General features: G+C 63.6%; 12 protein-coding genes. 9 read left to right on the top strand and 3 right to left on the bottom strand.

Translation table 11 applies throughout. The features are described from left to right. Positions 1–2 precede the first annotated feature (2 nt). From LGH83_RS00450 to LGH83_RS00415, 8 genes are all read left to right on the top strand, one after another. Complete coding sequence (locus tag LGH83_RS00450; protein WP_227400180.1) at positions 3–176, top strand: hypothetical protein; 174 nt, start codon at positions 3–5, stop codon at positions 174–176. Continuing rightward, positions 173–910, top strand: coding sequence for a ribosome maturation factor RimP (rimP, locus tag LGH83_RS00445; RefSeq protein ID WP_227400179.1), 738 nt, complete (start codon positions 173–175; stop codon positions 908–910). Before LGH83_RS00450 ends, rimP begins: the two co-directional genes overlap by 4 nt. Before the next feature lie 53 nt (positions 911–963). Continuing rightward, positions 964–2,568, top strand: a complete 1,605-nt coding sequence (gene nusA / locus LGH83_RS00440; protein WP_131194314.1) for a transcription termination factor NusA — start codon at positions 964–966, stop codon at positions 2,566–2,568. A gap of 10 nt (positions 2,569–2,578) precedes the next feature. Next, positions 2,579–3,250, top strand: a complete 672-nt coding sequence (locus tag LGH83_RS00435) for an RNA-binding protein (protein ID WP_227400178.1) — start codon at positions 2,579–2,581, stop codon at positions 3,248–3,250. Between the two features lie 97 nt (positions 3,251–3,347). Continuing rightward, positions 3,348–6,461 (top strand): translation initiation factor IF-2, encoded by a 3,114-nt coding sequence (gene infB / locus LGH83_RS00430; protein ID WP_227400177.1) that lies wholly within the window; start codon positions 3,348–3,350, stop codon positions 6,459–6,461. Positions 6,462–6,556: 95 nt separating this feature from the next. Next, a complete protein-coding gene (gene rbfA, locus LGH83_RS00425; protein WP_131115669.1) occupies positions 6,557–6,976 on the top strand; it encodes a 30S ribosome-binding factor RbfA in 420 nt (139 codons plus the stop codon). A 128-nt stretch (positions 6,977–7,104) separates the two neighbouring features. Further along, positions 7,105–8,046 (top strand): tRNA pseudouridine(55) synthase TruB, encoded by a 942-nt coding sequence (truB, locus tag LGH83_RS00420; RefSeq protein ID WP_413771167.1) that lies wholly within the window; start codon positions 7,105–7,107, stop codon positions 8,044–8,046. A gap of 10 nt (positions 8,047–8,056) precedes the next feature. Next, positions 8,057–10,306 carry a primosomal protein N' gene (locus LGH83_RS00415; RefSeq protein WP_227400175.1) on the top strand — a complete coding sequence of 750 codons (2,250 nt, stop codon included), beginning with the start codon at positions 8,057–8,059 and terminating at the stop codon, positions 10,304–10,306. A 6-nt stretch (positions 10,307–10,312) separates the two neighbouring features. On the opposite strand, the gene LGH83_RS00410 is transcribed toward LGH83_RS00415, so the two are convergent. Beyond that, positions 10,313–11,926, bottom strand: a complete 1,614-nt coding sequence (locus tag LGH83_RS00410; protein ID WP_227400174.1) for an AMP-binding protein — start codon at positions 11,924–11,926, stop codon at positions 10,313–10,315. Between the two features lie 100 nt (positions 11,927–12,026). On the opposite strand from LGH83_RS00410, the gene LGH83_RS00405 reads away from it, so the two are divergent. After that, on the top strand, positions 12,027–12,536 hold the full coding sequence (locus tag LGH83_RS00405; RefSeq protein ID WP_227400173.1) for an RNA pyrophosphohydrolase: 510 nt from the start codon (positions 12,027–12,029) through the stop codon (positions 12,534–12,536). Positions 12,537–12,596: 60 nt separating this feature from the next. On the opposite strand, the gene LGH83_RS00400 is transcribed toward LGH83_RS00405, so the two are convergent. Continuing rightward, positions 12,597–12,998, bottom strand: a complete 402-nt coding sequence (locus LGH83_RS00400; RefSeq protein ID WP_131115659.1) for a F0F1 ATP synthase subunit epsilon — start codon at positions 12,996–12,998, stop codon at positions 12,597–12,599. A gap of 77 nt (positions 12,999–13,075) precedes the next feature. After that, positions 13,076–14,509: a F0F1 ATP synthase subunit beta gene (gene atpD / locus LGH83_RS00395; RefSeq protein WP_227400172.1), complete on the bottom strand. Its 1,434-nt coding sequence runs from the start codon at positions 14,507–14,509 to the stop codon at positions 13,076–13,078. Between the last annotated feature and the right edge of the window lie 10 nt (positions 14,510–14,519).

The following is a 14,519-nucleotide window of genomic DNA, read 5'->3' as shown; positions in this document are numbered from 1 at the left end:
TGATGCTGGCTGAAATGTCCGGTTGTTTTTGTGAGAGTGGGCTCCTGCCGGACCCGCTCTTTTTTATTGTCGATTTGGTGCCGATCGGCCTGACCCTCGCTGGTCGTCGTTCGCTCGGTCAACCGATCCCGCAAATCATCCTGACGGCGCAGTCTCTTCGAGGTTGGACATCTTGACCGATCCCACATACCCGGCTCTGGGCGCGACCGCCCTTATCGAGGCACCGCTGGATGAACCGCGGCTCAGCACCGAAACCGGTGCGGCCGCACGCGTGGCCCGCGCCATCGAGCCCGTTCTGGCCGATTTCGCTCTACGGCTCGTCCGCGTCAAACTCTCTTCAGGGCCCGATGCGACGCTTCAGATCATGGCCGAGCGCACGGATGGAACCATGACGATCGAGGATTGCGAGCAGGCCAGCAAGGCGATCTCGCCGGTCCTCGACCTCGACGAACCGATCTCGGGCGCCTACCGGCTGGAGGTGTCCTCCCCCGGCATCGACCGACCGCTGGTTCGCGTCTCCGATTTTCAGCGCGCCCTTGGGCATGAGGCCAAAGTCGAACTCGCGGTCGCACTCGATGGACGGCGACGGTTTCGCGGAATCCTGACGGCCGTCGGGGGCGGTAAGCTCACGTTGACGCGGCTCGATGCCAAGCCGGGTGATCCCGCCGAAGTCTATCTGCCGCTGGCGGATGTCGATGATGCGCGTCTGGTCCTGACGGACGATCTCATCCGCGACTCCTTGCGCGGGCAACGCGAGGCGGAGCCTGAAACCGACGCGCCGGACGAGGCAGAGCCAAAACCCGCCACCGCTACGGGTGAAGCAACCAAGCGCGGCCCGGGTCGGTTCGCTGCTCGCAACAAAGCCAAACCTGTCATTCCGGCCGGTATCAAGACGCTCAAGCGCCGCTGATCCGCCGCACGTCACCGATTTAACCCGACTCTATCTTTCGAGGAGTGATTTGAATGGCCGTCAGCGCCAATAGACTGGAACTGCTGCAGATCGCCGACGCAGTCGCGCGCGAGAAGTCGATCGACCGGCAGATCGTGCTGGCCTCGATGGAAGACGCGATGCAGAAGGCGGCGCGGTCGCGCTACGGACAGGAAACGGAAGTCCGGGCCGAGATCAATCCGAAGACCGGCGAAATTCGCTTCTCGCGCCTGCTGCTTGTGGTCGACGAGGTCGAAAATGACGCGATCCACATCACGCTCGACGATGCGCGCCGCAAGAACCCTGCCGCACAGGTCGGCGATTGGATCTCGGAGACGCTGCCGCCGTTCGACTTTGGCCGTATCGCGGCTCAGTCGGCCAAGCAGGTCATCGTCCAGAAGGTGCGGGAGGCTGAGCGCGACCGTCAGTATGACGAATACAAGGAGCGCATCGGCGATATCGTCAACGGCATCGTCAAGCGCGTCGAATATGGCAACGTCGTCATCGATCTCGGGCGCGGCGAAGCGATCGTGCGGCGAGACGAGATGATCCCGCGCGAAATGTTTCGCCCCGGCGACCGCATTCGCGCTTATGTCTACGATGTTCGCCGCGAGCAGCGCGGGCCGCAGATCTTCCTGTCGCGCACCCATCCGCAGTTCATGGCGAAGCTCTTCACCCAAGAAGTGCCGGAGATCTACGACGGCATCATCGAGATCAAGGCGGTTGCGCGTGATCCCGGCTCGCGCGCCAAGATCGGTGTGACGTCGCGCGACTCGTCGATCGATCCGGTCGGCGCCTGCGTCGGTATGCGGGGTTCACGCGTGCAGGCCGTGGTGAACGAGCTGCAAGGCGAGAAGATCGACATTATCCCGTGGTCGGTCGACTCGGCGACCTTCATCGTCAACGCGCTTCAGCCGGCCGAAGTCGTCAAGGTCGTGCTCGACGAGGATTCCTCGCGCATTGAAGTTGTGGTTCCCGATGACCAACTCTCCCTTGCGATCGGGCGTCGTGGACAGAACGTTCGTCTCGCCTCGCAGCTGACCGGCTGGGATATCGACATCCTGACCGAGGCGGAAGAATCCGAGCGCCGACAGAAGGAGTTCCTGACGCGCACGACCCTGTTCATGGAGGCGCTCGACGTCGACGAAGTCGTGGGCCAGTTGTTGGCGTCCGAAGGGTTCCGAACCGTCGAGGAAATCGCCTTCGTCGAGCCGGACGAAGTCAGCTCGATCGAGGGTTTCGACGAAGAGACAGCGTTGGAAATCCAGACACGCGCTCGCGATTACTTGTCGCGAATCGAAGAAGAGTTCGACAGCAAGCGCCGCGAGCTCGGCGTGTCGGACGAGTTGAAGCAGATCAACGGCGTCACATCCGCTATGCTGGTGAAGCTTGGCGAGAACGACGTGAAATCTGTGGAAGATTTCGCCGGCTGTGCGACGGATGATCTCGTCGGTTGGACCGAGCGTAAGGATGGTGAAACCATCCGCAACGCTGGTTATCTCGATGACTTCGAACTGTCGAAGGAAGACGCCGAAGCCATGATCATGGAGGCACGCGTCCTCGCCGGTTGGGTTGAGGCGGCCGCGCCTGCGGACGACGAACAACAAGAAGAACTGGAAGCGGAAACTGAGCAGCAGTAAAGACGTTGACATGGAAGACGATGCAGACACGCTTGGGGATGAAAGAGGCCCTGAGCGGACCTGTATCGTCACACGTCAGAAGGGTGATCCCTCGGGGCTGATCCGTTTTGTGGTCGGGCCGGATGGCTGCGTTGTGCCGGACATCCGCGCCAAGCTTCCAGGCCGTGGGGCCTGGGTCCTGGCGGATGCCGAGACTGTGGCGCTCGCCGTGAAACGGAAGTCCTTCACGCGGGCGTTCAAGCAGGAGATGCGATTTGCGTCGCCTTTGGTGGAGCAGGTCGACGACTTGCTCCAACGCGATGCCTTGCAAGCTCTTGCGTTTGCGAATAAGGCCGGTCAGGTCGTGGCTGGTTCGATGAAGGTTGAGACGGCGCTGGCCAGGAACGCTCTTGCGGGACTGATCCATGCGGCTGATGGGAGTGCGGACGGCGTAAGAAAAATCGAGGCTGCGGCTCGCCGAGCAATTGGCGACCGCCGGGATAAGATGGCCCGTGTACAAATCTTTGTGTCCAGCCAATTGGATTTGGCACTGGGACGCTCAAATGTGATACACGCTGGTCTTCTGACAGGCGGGGTCAGCGATGCGTTTTTCACGCGCGCGGCTCGGCTAGAGCGTTTTCGCGGAGCGAGCCCGAATGGGGCGGCCGAGACGTCGGGCAACGCGGCTTTAAACGAGACTTAGACCGTGGCGGACCTGCTCCGCAACAAATTGATCGGCGGACAGTCGTTTCCGCACATTCGGGTTAGTGGCTGGGCAAGGCCCTTGGGACGTTTGACTAATGAGTGAACCGAATAACGCCGGCGAAAAGACTTTGACCGTTGCTCCGACGAAGACCTTGTCGTTGAAGCGGCCGGCTGAGCAGGGAACTGTTCGCCAAAGCTTTTCGCATGGCCGCACCAAGCAGGTCGTGGTCGAGAAGGTGAAGCGTCGGGTGTCCGGTCCGGGCGAGGCTCCCCAGCGCGAGGTTTCGGCGGCTCCGGTCCAGGCGCCCGTCGCGCCCCGAGAAGCGACCGTTGCGGCTGCACCAGCCCCGGCGCGTGAGCCGTCGGCCCGCGAGGCCCAGGTTCGCGAGGCGCTGCGCGAGGCACAATTGCGCGACGCCCAGGCGCGTGACGTCAAGATCCGGGACGATGCGGCGCGTGAGGCAAAGCGTCGAGAGACCGAAGCCGCAAAGCCTGCGGACGCACCTGCGCCTGTTGTTGCGGCGCCTATAGCTGCTGCGCCTGTTGCGGTGGCGCCCGCCGTCGCTGCATCGCCCGCTCCCGCCGTGACCCCGGCGAAGGCCGAGCCCGTGGCCGAAGCGCCTGTGGTCACGCCGGTTGTCGAAGCGCCGGTCGTGACCGCGCCCGTCGCAGTCGCCCGCCCTGCAGCCCCGGTGGTTGCGCCCCGGCCCGCGGCGTCGCCGTCGCAAGCGAGCCGTCCGGCCGCCGCGGCCCCGAGCCGCGCTCCGCAAGCCACCACCCGGCCGCAATCGGGGCAGCCGTTCCGCTCCGGCTCTGCCAATAGTGCGCAGCAGGCTCGTCCGGCTGTAGCCCCAGCACCGGCTCGCCCGACAGCCGGTCCGCAGGCTCGCCCGGCGACGCCCGGCCGTCCGCAGACCGGTGTCGTGTTGCGAACCCTGACCGAGGAAGAGCGTGAGGCGCGCGCGCGCGCCCTCATCGGCGCGAAGTCACGTGAGGAAGAAGATCGTCGCCGTGCCGAGGCCGACGCGATCCTGCGTGCCGAACGCGAAGTGATCGAAAAGGTCGAGCGGGAAGCCGCCGAGGTCCGCAAGCGTGAAGAAGATGCGCGACGGGCGATCGAGACGGAGGCCAAGCGCAAATCCGAAGAGGAAGCCAAGCGCCGTAGCGTGACGACGGATGCGTCCGGCGTCCGCAAGACGTTGACCGCAACCGGCGCGCCGCGCACGGCCGAGGAGGAGAGCGCAGCGCGTCGCCTGCTTCGCCCTGCTATGCCGACCAAGGTCGTGCTGCCGCCCAAACCAACGCGTGGCGCGGATCCGCGAAATCGTGGCCGCCTGACGGTGACCAGCGCGACCTCCGAGGAAGAGGATCGGACACGCTCGATCGCGGCGTTTCGTCGTCGGACGCAGCGGCTCAAGGGTTTCGGCGCCGAGCCGAAGGAGAAGCTGTCGCGCGAGATCGTGCTGCCAGAGACGATCACGATCCAAGAGCTCGGCAATCGCATGTCCGAGCGTGGTGTCGATGTCGTCCGCTTGCTGATGAAGCAAGGTCAGATGCTGAAGATCACCGATGTGATCGACGCGGATACGGCGCAATTGCTGGCTGAGGAAATGGGCCACACGGTTCGCCGCGTCGCTGAATCGGACGTCGAAGACGGCCTGTTCGACATTCCGGACGAGGATACCAACCTGTTGCCGCGTCCGCCGGTGGTCACGATCATGGGTCACGTCGATCACGGCAAGACGTCGCTGCTGGATGCGATCCGGCATAAGAATGTCGTGTCGGGCGAGGCCGGTGGCATCACCCAGCATATCGGCGCCTATCAGGTCATCGCCCCGGGCGGCAAGCCGATCACCTTCATCGATACGCCTGGCCATGCGGCCTTTACGGCGATGCGGGCGCGCGGCGCCAAAGTCACCGATATCGTCGTGCTGGTCGTGGCAGCCGATGACGGCGTCATGCCGCAGACGGCTGAAGCGATCGCGCATGCCCAAGCGGCGGGCGTTCCGATCATCGTGGCGATCAACAAGATCGACAAGAATGACGCGAAGCCCGAGCGGGTCCGTGCGGAATTGCTGCAATATGACGTGCAGACCGAGACGATGGGTGGCGATACGCTCGAAGTCGAAGTGTCGGCCACCAAGAAGATCAACCTCGACAAGCTGCTCGAGGGTATCGAGCTGCAGGCCGAGCTGCTCGATCTGCGCGCCAACCCGGAACGCGCGGCAGAAGGCACCGTGATCGAGGCACGGCTCGACAAGGGTCGTGGTCCCGTGGCGACCGTGCTGGTGCAGCGCGGAACCCTGAAGGTGGGCGATCTGATCGTGGCCGGCTCACAATCGGGTCGCGTCCGCGCGCTGATCGATGACCAGGGCAATACGGTGACGTCGGCTGGTCCGTCGCTTCCGGTCGAAGTCCTTGGCTTCTCGGGTGCACCCGATGCCGGCGATCGTGTCGCGGTCGTCGAGTCCGAGGCACGAGCCCGCGAGATCACCGAATATCGTGAACGCCAGAAGCGCGAAAAGCTTGCGGCGCGCGGTGGTTCGGTGCGCGGCTCCTTGGCCGACATGATGAGCCAGTTGAAGACGGCGGGCCGCAAGGAATTCCCGCTCGTCATCAAGGGCGATGTGCAGGGTTCGGTCGAAGCCATCATGGCGACGCTCGAGAAGCTCGGGACCGACGAAGTCACGGCCCGCGTGGTTCACGCCGGGGTCGGCGGCATCACGGAATCGGATGTCACCTTGGCTGAGGCATCCAACGCCGTCGTGCTGGGCTTCAACGTCCGCGCCCACAAGGAAGCTCGCTCGCTGGCCGAGCAGGTCGGTATCGAGGTCCGCTACTACAACATCATCTACAACCTCGTGGATGACGTTAAGGCGGCGATGTCGGGCATGCTCGCGCCGACGCTGCGCGAAGAAATGCTGGGCAATGCTCAGATCCTCGAGGTGTTCAACATCTCGAAGGTCGGCAAGGTCGCGGGTTGCCGTGTCACGGATGGCACGGTTCAGCGCGGCGCTCATGTCCGCTTGATCCGCGACAACGTCGTGGTTCACGAAGGAAAGCTCTCGACGCTCAAGCGCTTCAAGGACGAAGTGAAGGATGTCGTGGCAGGCCAGGAATGCGGTATGGCCTTCGAAAGCTACCAGGATATGCGCCAAAACGACGTGATCGAGTGCTACCTCGTTCACTCGGAGAAGCGTTACCTCTGACGCAACGGCCTGGGTTTATGGATGAGGCCGCATCCTGGTGATGCGGCCTCACGCATTTAGGGGCATCCAACCATCGATTTTTTGAGAGTCACGACATGGCGAATGTGAAGCAATCAGCATCGGAACCCTCGCAGCGGATGCTGCGGGTGGGCGAGGCCGTGCGTCACGCGTTGGCCGAAGTTTTGTCACGCGGCGTCATCACCGATCCGGTGCTCGACGTTCACGTGATTTCGGTTCCCGAAGTTCGCATGTCACCCGACCTCAAACTTGCGACCGCCTTCGTCATGCCGCTTGGGGGCAAGGATCTCGACAAGGTTTTGACGGCCCTCGACAAGAACAAGAAGCTGCTGCGGACCGAATTGGCGCATAAGATCAACCTGCGTTACGCGCCGGAGCTCCGCTTTCGGGCCGACGAGAGCTTCGAAAAGTCGTCGCGCATCGACGCGATCCTGGCCTCGCCGGAAGTGCAACGTGATCTCTCGGTCCTCGGCGACGACGACCAAGATCCGGCCTAAACACCGAGCTATCGCCGCATCCGCTTTGCGCGGTTCCCGTTCGTCCCAAGCCTTCTCTCGTCAGACGGCGGGTCCTTGTTTCATCATCAAAGAGTGATCAGTTTTCATCCATGACCCTTTCTGCTGCCATGTCCGACCCCATCCTCGCGACCCCGCAGGTCGAGCCGCGCCCGCAGCGCCAAAAGCGCGGTGAGGTCAATGGCTGGCTCGTGCTGGATAAGCCGATCGGCATGACGTCGACCCACGCGGTCAGCCGTCTGAAGCGGATCTTCAATGCGAAGAAGGCGGGTCACGCCGGAACGCTCGACCCATTGGCGTCCGGCCTGCTTCCGGTCGCGTTCGGCGAAGCCACAAAGACCGTGCCGTTCGTTCAAGACGGTGAAAAGGCCTATCGTTTCCGCGTGCAATGGGGCAGCCAGACCGACACCGACGATACCGAAGGCCGCGTGATCGCGACGTCGGACACGCGCCCGACCCGCGAGGCCATCGAGGCGTTGCTGCCGTCGTTCACTGGGGTTCTCATGCAGCGCCCTCCGGCTTATTCGGCCATCAAGGTCAATGGCGAGCGGGCTTACGACCGCGCGCGCGATGGGGAGACGGTCGAATTGCCGCCACGCCCCATCACGGTTCATGCGCTGGATCTCGTCATGTTCGGAGACGGCGAGGCCGTGTTCGAAGCGAAATGCGGCAAGGGCACATATGTGCGTGCGATCGCGCGTGATCTTGGCGAGGCGCTGGGTTGCCTCGGCCATGTCACGGCACTTCGCAGGACCCGCGTCGGCCCACTTTATGAGTCCCATGCGGCTCAACTGGCGGATCTCGAAGCCGAAGGCGCGGATCTCGCCAGTTTCTTGATGCCGGTCGAGGCGGGCCTCAGCGACGTGCCGCATGTGGTGATCAACCGGGACTCGGCGGCTCAGCTCCGTCGCGGTCAGAGCCTTCTTCTGCTCGGCCGGGATGCACCGTCGGATGGCATCGCCTATGCGACCTGTGGCGGCGTTGTCGTGGCGTTCGGCCCTGTCGAGCAGGGTGCGCTGGTTCCCCATCGCGTGTTCAACCTTCGCTTTTAAGGCCACCGACATGGACGGGGACGATCGCGACCCCGCTTCAGACGAAGGCCACCCGGACCGCGTCGATCCAACCGTCGTGGACGTCCTGATCCCGGTCGGTATCGACCAAGCCTATTCGTATCGCGTACCGGTCGGGCTGAGGCTCGATCTCGGCGATGTGGTCGAGGTTCCGCTCGGCACGCGGCCCGTCTTCGGCGTCGTGTGGGAGAGCGGCGCGACGCCAGGCGGTGGCGCGAACCTGAAACAGGTTGCGGCCCGCTTCCCGGTCGCACCCATCGCGAAACCCTTGCGCGACCTTGTCGATTGGGTCGCACGCTGGACGCTCATGCCGCGCGGGCTGGTGCTTCGCATGGTGACGCGGCGGCTCGACGAGAGCAAACCGGACCCGATCCGGCTCGGCTATCGCCGCTCAGGCACGGCGGTGACACGCTCGACGCCTGCCCGGTCCCGTGTGCTTGATGCCCTGGCGGCCGAGGAGCCGCTGTCGAAAGCTGCCCTTTCGCTTGCGGCTCAGTGTAGCGCCAGTGTGATCGAGGCGCTCGCGTCCGACGGTGTGTTGCTGTCCGAGGCTCTTCCACCCAGGCCGGTTGCCCTCCCCCCCGACCCGAATTTTGCCGGACATCGGCTCGACGCGGGACAGGAGCAAGCCGCCGAGGCGTTGCGCGAGGCGATCGCCGCCAAGACCTTCAGCGTCTCGCTCCTCGATGGCGTGACGGGCGCTGGAAAGACCGATGTTTATTTCGAGGCCGTCGCGGCCACCATCGCGGCAGGGCGGCAGGTGCTGATCCTCCTGCCTGAAATCGCTTTGACGTCTCAGTTCATCGGGCGGTTTGCGGCCCGCTTCGGGGTTCCACCCGCCGAATGGCATTCGGAGATCGGGGGCAAGCGCCGCACCCGAATCTGGTCCGGCGTCGCGAGTGGCGAGGTCAGGGTCGTGGCCGGCGCCCGGTCTAGCCTCTTTCTGCCCTTCGCCGACCTCGGCCTCATCGTGGTCGATGAGGAGCATGAGGCCGCCTATAAGCAAGAAGACGGCGTCACCTATCACGCGCGCGACATGGCGGTCGTGCGCGGGCAGCTCGAGAATATTCCCGTTATACTGGCCTCCGCAACGCCGTCGGTCGAGACACGCGTCAACGCCGAACGCGGACGCTACCGCCATCTCAGACTACCGACTCGCTTCGGCGGACGCGCCTTGCCGATGCTCAGCGCGATCGACCTCAGGACCACGCCGCCGCCGCGCGGCCAGTGGATCGCGCCGCCACTGGTCGAAGCGATGCAGGCCACCCATGCGGCTGGTCAGCAAACGCTGCTCTACTTGAACCGCCGCGGTTATGCGCCCCTGACACTCTGCCGAACCTGTGGTCATCGTCTTCGCTGCCCACAATGCTCGGCTTGGCTGGTCGAGCACCGCTTTCGCGGCGCTCTCGTGTGCCACCATTGCGGCCATCAGGAGCCAAGACCGAAACATTGCCCTGAATGCGATGCGGTGGACTCGCTCGTTGCCTGCGGCCCGGGGGTCGAACGGCTTGCCGAAAACGTCCAAGCCCAATTCCCAGACGCCAAGACGCTGCTGCTGTCATCGGACTTTCCGGGTGGGGCCGCAAAGCTGCGCGAGGAACTCGCAGCTATTGCCGAGGGCGATGTCGATATCATCATCGGAACGCAGCTCGTCGCCAAAGGTCATCATTTCCCCCGGTTGACGCTCGTCGGCGTCATCGACGCCGATGTCGGCCTCTCCAACGGTGACCCTCGCGCCGCTGAACGAACGTTCCAGATGCTGCAGCAGGTTACCGGCCGCGCCGGACGAGGGGATGCCCCGGGACGCGGCATGATCCAGACCTTCCAACCCGGTCATCCCGTGATCCGAGCCTTGCTGTCCTGCGATACGGAGCGGTTCTACGCCTCCGAGATTGCGTCCCGTCAGGATGCGGAACTGCCCCCCTTCGGGCGCCTCGCCGCCGTCATCGTGTCGGGGACGGACCGCCATGCAGCCGAAACTCATGCCCGCGCCCTCGCGCGCGCCGCTCTCTCCGAAGCGGATCAGCTTCGCACGGGTGGGGAACGCGGGACGCTGCTCGTGCTCGGCCCGGCCGAAGCACCTCTCGCCATGGTGCGGGGTCGCTACCGCTTTCGCCTGCTCGTCAAAACCGCCCGATCGATCGATCTTCAAGGCTTTTTGCGCCGAACCCTGAAGGGGGCGCCTCGTCCGCGTGGCAATGTCACGGTCAACGTCGACGTCGATCCGCAGAGCTTCCTCTAAGCGTCGTCAGGCTTGCTGGCGAAGCACCCGGCGCATCACCTTGCCGGTCGGGGTCATCGGGAGTGCCGGGACGAAAGCGATCTCGCGCGGATATTCATGCGCCGAGAGCCGATGTCGAACGAAGTCTCGAATATCGCCCTCGAGCGAAGAGGACGCTTCAACACCCGGTCGTAACACGATGAAGGCTTTCACGATTTCTGTCCGTATCGCGTCCGGTTTGCCGACGGCGGCTGCCTCTGCCACGGCCGGGTGCTGGCGGAGGCAGGTTTCAATTTCGGCCGGCCCAATCCGGTATCCAGACGATGTGATGATATCGTCGTCGCGGCCCTGGAACGTCACGTAGCCCTGCTGGTCTGCGGATGCCCGGTCCCCCGTGGTCATCCACGAGCCTCTGAACTTGGCTGCCGTGGCGGTCGGCTTGTTCCAATATCGCAAAAACATGGCCGGATCGGGTGATCTCACCGCGATCTCGCCGACCTCCCCAGGCTCGCAGACGGACCCGTCGTCACGGATCACGGCGACGTCATGCCCGGGCACCGCACGGCCGATCGCGCCGCGCTTGTCGATGCCGATCGCCGCACACGAGGCGAGCACGTAATTACATTCGGTTTGACCATAGACATCGTTGATGCCGAGTCCGAACGCCTCGCGGCCCCATACCACGGTTTCGGCGCCAAGCGCCTCGCCAGCCGAGGTAACGGTGCGCAAGGTCGGCCGTGACGACGGCGGCGGCATGGCGAGGCGAAGCATCCGCAACGCGGTCGGCGGGATGAACGCATTGCGGACCTTCAGCTCCGCCATCAAGCGCCAGGCCTTGTCCGGATCGAACTTGTCGAAGGCCCGCGCCACCACCGGAACGCCATAGTGGAGACTTGGCAGCAGGGCATTCAACAAACCGCCGGCCCAGGCCCAATCGGCCGGCGTCCACATCACGTCGTCGCGCTGCGGCAGAAACTCGTGGCTGAACCGAACACCCGGGAGATGGCCGAGCAGCACGCGATGACCGTGCAATGCGCCTTTCGGCTGTCCGGTCGTGCCCGACGTGTAGATCATGAGAGCAGGATCATCCGGGCCGGTCGGGACAGGATCGAAGAAACTGCTTTCCCGCTCCATCGCGGCCGGTAGTCCGATGGCGGATTCGTCGGCTCCATCGGTCGACAGGATGGCGTGCAACGCGGGCAACGAGGTACGCAAAGGCGCGATCTTCTGGACCCCCGCCGCGTCCGTGACGCAGGCTGCCGCGCCCGCATTGTCGAGGCGATAGAAGAGCCCATCGGGCCCGAAGACCGGGGCCAACGGCAGCGCGATTGCGCCGATTTTATAAGTGGCCACATGCGCCACGACGACATCGGAGCCCTGTGGGAGCAGGATCGCGACACGATCTCCTGTACCAATACCGAGCCGCCGCAGCAGATGAGCCAGCCGGTTCGAGCGATCCCGCAGAGCGCCATAGCTGACCGGGTTGATCTGCCCCCGCACCACGTCGATGATCGCGGGACGATCCGGCTCGAGCGCAGCCCAGCGATCGCACACATCGACGCCGATGTTATAACGCGCGGGAAGGTGCCAGCCGAAACCCTGGCGGAGCCGGTGATAATCCCGAAGGTCAGGAAGATCCATGCCTCGTGTTCTGCCCCGAATTCCGTCATAGTGCAATGCAGCAATAGGGCCGACCTGTTCGCTTGACCCTTTCGATAAGATCGATCACCGGTGGAGTTTGATGAGCCCGCAACCCGACCTTCCCTATCGCCCGAACGCCGGCATTGCCCTGTTCAATCGAGCCGGTCTCGTTTTCGCGGGTCGTAGCCGTGGGGACGGACCAGAAACGGTGCGGGGTGATTTTGAATGGCAGATGCCGCAAGGCGGTATCGACCCCGGCGAGGATCTCGTGGCGGCAGCCCGACGCGAGTTGATGGAAGAAACCAGCATCGGCGACGCCGACTTCCTGGCCGCAACGGACGAGTGGTGGCCGTATGACTTTCCTGCCTACGACGGGCCATGGCACCACCTCTGCGCCTTCCGGGGCCAGACGCAACGATGGGTGGCGTTTCGCTTCACGGGGGATGAAAGCAGAATCGACGTTCTCGACCCGATCGGCGGCGTCCGACCCGAGTTCTTCGACTGGGCTTGGCTCCCTCTTGCGTCTTTGCCGGCCAAAGTGATGCCGCATAAGCGAGCGAGTTATGAGCGTGTCGTCGCGGCGTTCGGCCGCTTTGCGGTACCGGTCTGACCAATAAAAAAGGCCGCCGCTAGGAGCGACGGCCGATCGGCTTCGACAAGGGACTTGAGATCAGAGCGACATCGCAGCGCGAAGCTCGCGAACTTGATCGAGCTTTTCATGCGCTAGCCGACGACCCTCGTCGCTCGTCGCATCGGCGACCTCAGTCTCCGCAGCTTTGACTTCGGCATCGAGCGTCGACGCGTTCAATTCGGTCAACGGAACAGCCGTCTCGGCCAGAATAGTCAGGCCAGCCGGATTGACGTCGGCAAATCCGCCGCGCACGAAAAGCTGCGACTGCTTTGCTCCCGCCTCCACGATCGTTACGACACCCGGCTTCAGCGTCGACATGAGCGGAGCATGGTCTTTCAAGACCGTGAACTCACCCTCGGTGCCCGGAACGACGACGGATTCTACGTCACCCGCGAATAGCAACCGCTCGGGGGAGACGAGTTCGAACGAAAAAGTTGCCATATTATGTTCCCATGCGGATCTCGGCCGCCGCCGTTATGTCGCGCCCTTTAGGCGCGACATAGGGCAAAGACGCGAAATCAGGCCGCCTTCGAAAGACGCTCAGCCTTCTCGACAGCCTCTTCGATCGTGCCGACCATGTAGAAGGCAGCTTCCGGCAGGTGGTCGTATTTACCTTCGACCAAACCCTTGAAGCCCTTGATCGTATCGGCCAACGAAACGAGCTTGCCCGGTGCGCCCGTGAAAATTTCGGCCACATGGAATGGCTGCGACAGGAAGCGTTCGATCTTGCGGGCGCGCGCGACCGCGATCTTGTCCTCTTCCGATAATTCATCCATCCCGAGAATCGCGATGATGTCTTGCAAAGCCTTGTAGCGCTGCAACACCTGCTGAACCTGACGCGCGATGTTATAATGCTCTTCACCGACGACGATCGGCGACAGCATCCGCGAGGTCGAGTCGAGCGGATCGACGGCCGGATAGATGCCCTTTTCGGCAATCGAACGCGACAGAACGGTCGTCGCATCCAAATGCGCGAAGGACGTAGCAGGCGCCGGATCGGTCAAATCGTCGGCCGGAACGTAAATGGCCTGAACCGATGTGATCGATCCCTTGTTGGTGGTGGTGATACGCTCCTGCAACATGCCCATATCGGTCGCCAGCGTGGGCTGATAGCCCACCGCCGACGGAATACGTCCGAGCAGCGCCGACACTTCCGAACCCGCTTGGGTGAAGCGGAAGATGTTATCGACGAAGAACAGCACGTCCTGGCCCTTGTCGCGGAAATCCTCGGCGACCGTCAGACCGGTCAGTGCCACGCGGGCGCGGGCGCCTGGCGGCTCGTTCATCTGGCCATAGACGAGCGCACATTTCGAGCCTTCGCCGCCGCCGGCCTTGTTGACGCCGCCTTCGATCATCTCGTGATAGAGATCATTGCCTTCGCGCGTGCGCTCGCCCACGCCGGCGAACACCGAATAGCCACCATGCGCCTTGGCCACATTGTTGATCAGCTCCATGATCAACACCGTTTTGCCGACGCCGGCGCCGCCGAAGAGGCCAATCTTGCCGCCCTTCGCATAGGGTGCCAGGAGATCGACGACTTTGATGCCCGTCTCGAGGATCTGCGCGTCGGTCGCCTGCTCGGCATAGGACGGAGCGGGCTGATGGATCGCCCGGAGGCCGGACGAGACGACCGGGCCGGCTTCGTCGACCGGCTCGCCGATGACGTTGATGATCCGGCCGAGCGTTCCGACCCCGACCGGCACCATGATGGGCGCGCCCGTGTCGCTCACTTCCTGCCCGCGGGTCAGACCCTCGGAAATATCCATCGCGATGCAACGGACGGTGTTTTCGCCAAGGTGCTGAGCAACTTCGAGAACGAGGCGATTGCCGTTGTTCGACGTCTCGAGCGCGTTCAGGATCTCGGGCAGGTGGCCATCGAACTTGACGTCAATAACCGCGCCAATCACCTGCGTGATGTGGCCAACGACCTTGTTGGTGCCTTCAATGGCCATAAATTGGTCC

The organism is Lichenihabitans sp. PAMC28606 (assembly GCF_020616535.1).
In the GTDB taxonomy this organism is placed as follows: Bacteria; Pseudomonadota; Alphaproteobacteria; order Rhizobiales; family Beijerinckiaceae; genus Lichenihabitans; species Lichenihabitans psoromatis.
The sequence above is the reverse complement of the archived record's forward strand: the minus strand, read 5'-3'. Positions and strand labels throughout refer to the sequence as shown.

Bases quoted from the DNA above. Each gene is read 5' to 3' on its own strand.
- LGH83_RS00405 (WP_227400173.1), top strand. From the start codon at position 12,027: ATGAGCCCGCAACCCGACCTTCCCTATCGCCCGAACGCCGGCATTGCC.
- truB (WP_413771167.1), top strand. From the start codon at position 7,105: ATGTCCGACCCCATCCTCGCGACCCCGCAGGTCGAGCCGCGCCCGCAG.
- LGH83_RS00415 (WP_227400175.1), top strand. From the start codon at position 8,057: ATGGACGGGGACGATCGCGACCCCGCTTCAGACGAAGGCCACCCGGAC.
- atpD (WP_227400172.1), bottom strand. From the start codon at position 14,509: ATGGCCATTGAAGGCACCAACAAGGTCGTTGGCCACATCACGCAGGTG.
- infB (WP_227400177.1), top strand. From the start codon at position 3,348: ATGAGTGAACCGAATAACGCCGGCGAAAAGACTTTGACCGTTGCTCCG.
- LGH83_RS00410 (WP_227400174.1), bottom strand. From the start codon at position 11,926: ATGGATCTTCCTGACCTTCGGGATTATCACCGGCTCCGCCAGGGTTTC.
- LGH83_RS00450 (WP_227400180.1), top strand. From the start codon at position 3: ATGCTGGCTGAAATGTCCGGTTGTTTTTGTGAGAGTGGGCTCCTGCCG.
- LGH83_RS00400 (WP_131115659.1), bottom strand. From the start codon at position 12,998: ATGGCAACTTTTTCGTTCGAACTCGTCTCCCCCGAGCGGTTGCTATTC.
- nusA (WP_131194314.1), top strand. From the start codon at position 964: ATGGCCGTCAGCGCCAATAGACTGGAACTGCTGCAGATCGCCGACGCA.
- rbfA (WP_131115669.1), top strand. From the start codon at position 6,557: ATGGCGAATGTGAAGCAATCAGCATCGGAACCCTCGCAGCGGATGCTG.
- LGH83_RS00435 (WP_227400178.1), top strand. From the start codon at position 2,579: ATGGAAGACGATGCAGACACGCTTGGGGATGAAAGAGGCCCTGAGCGG.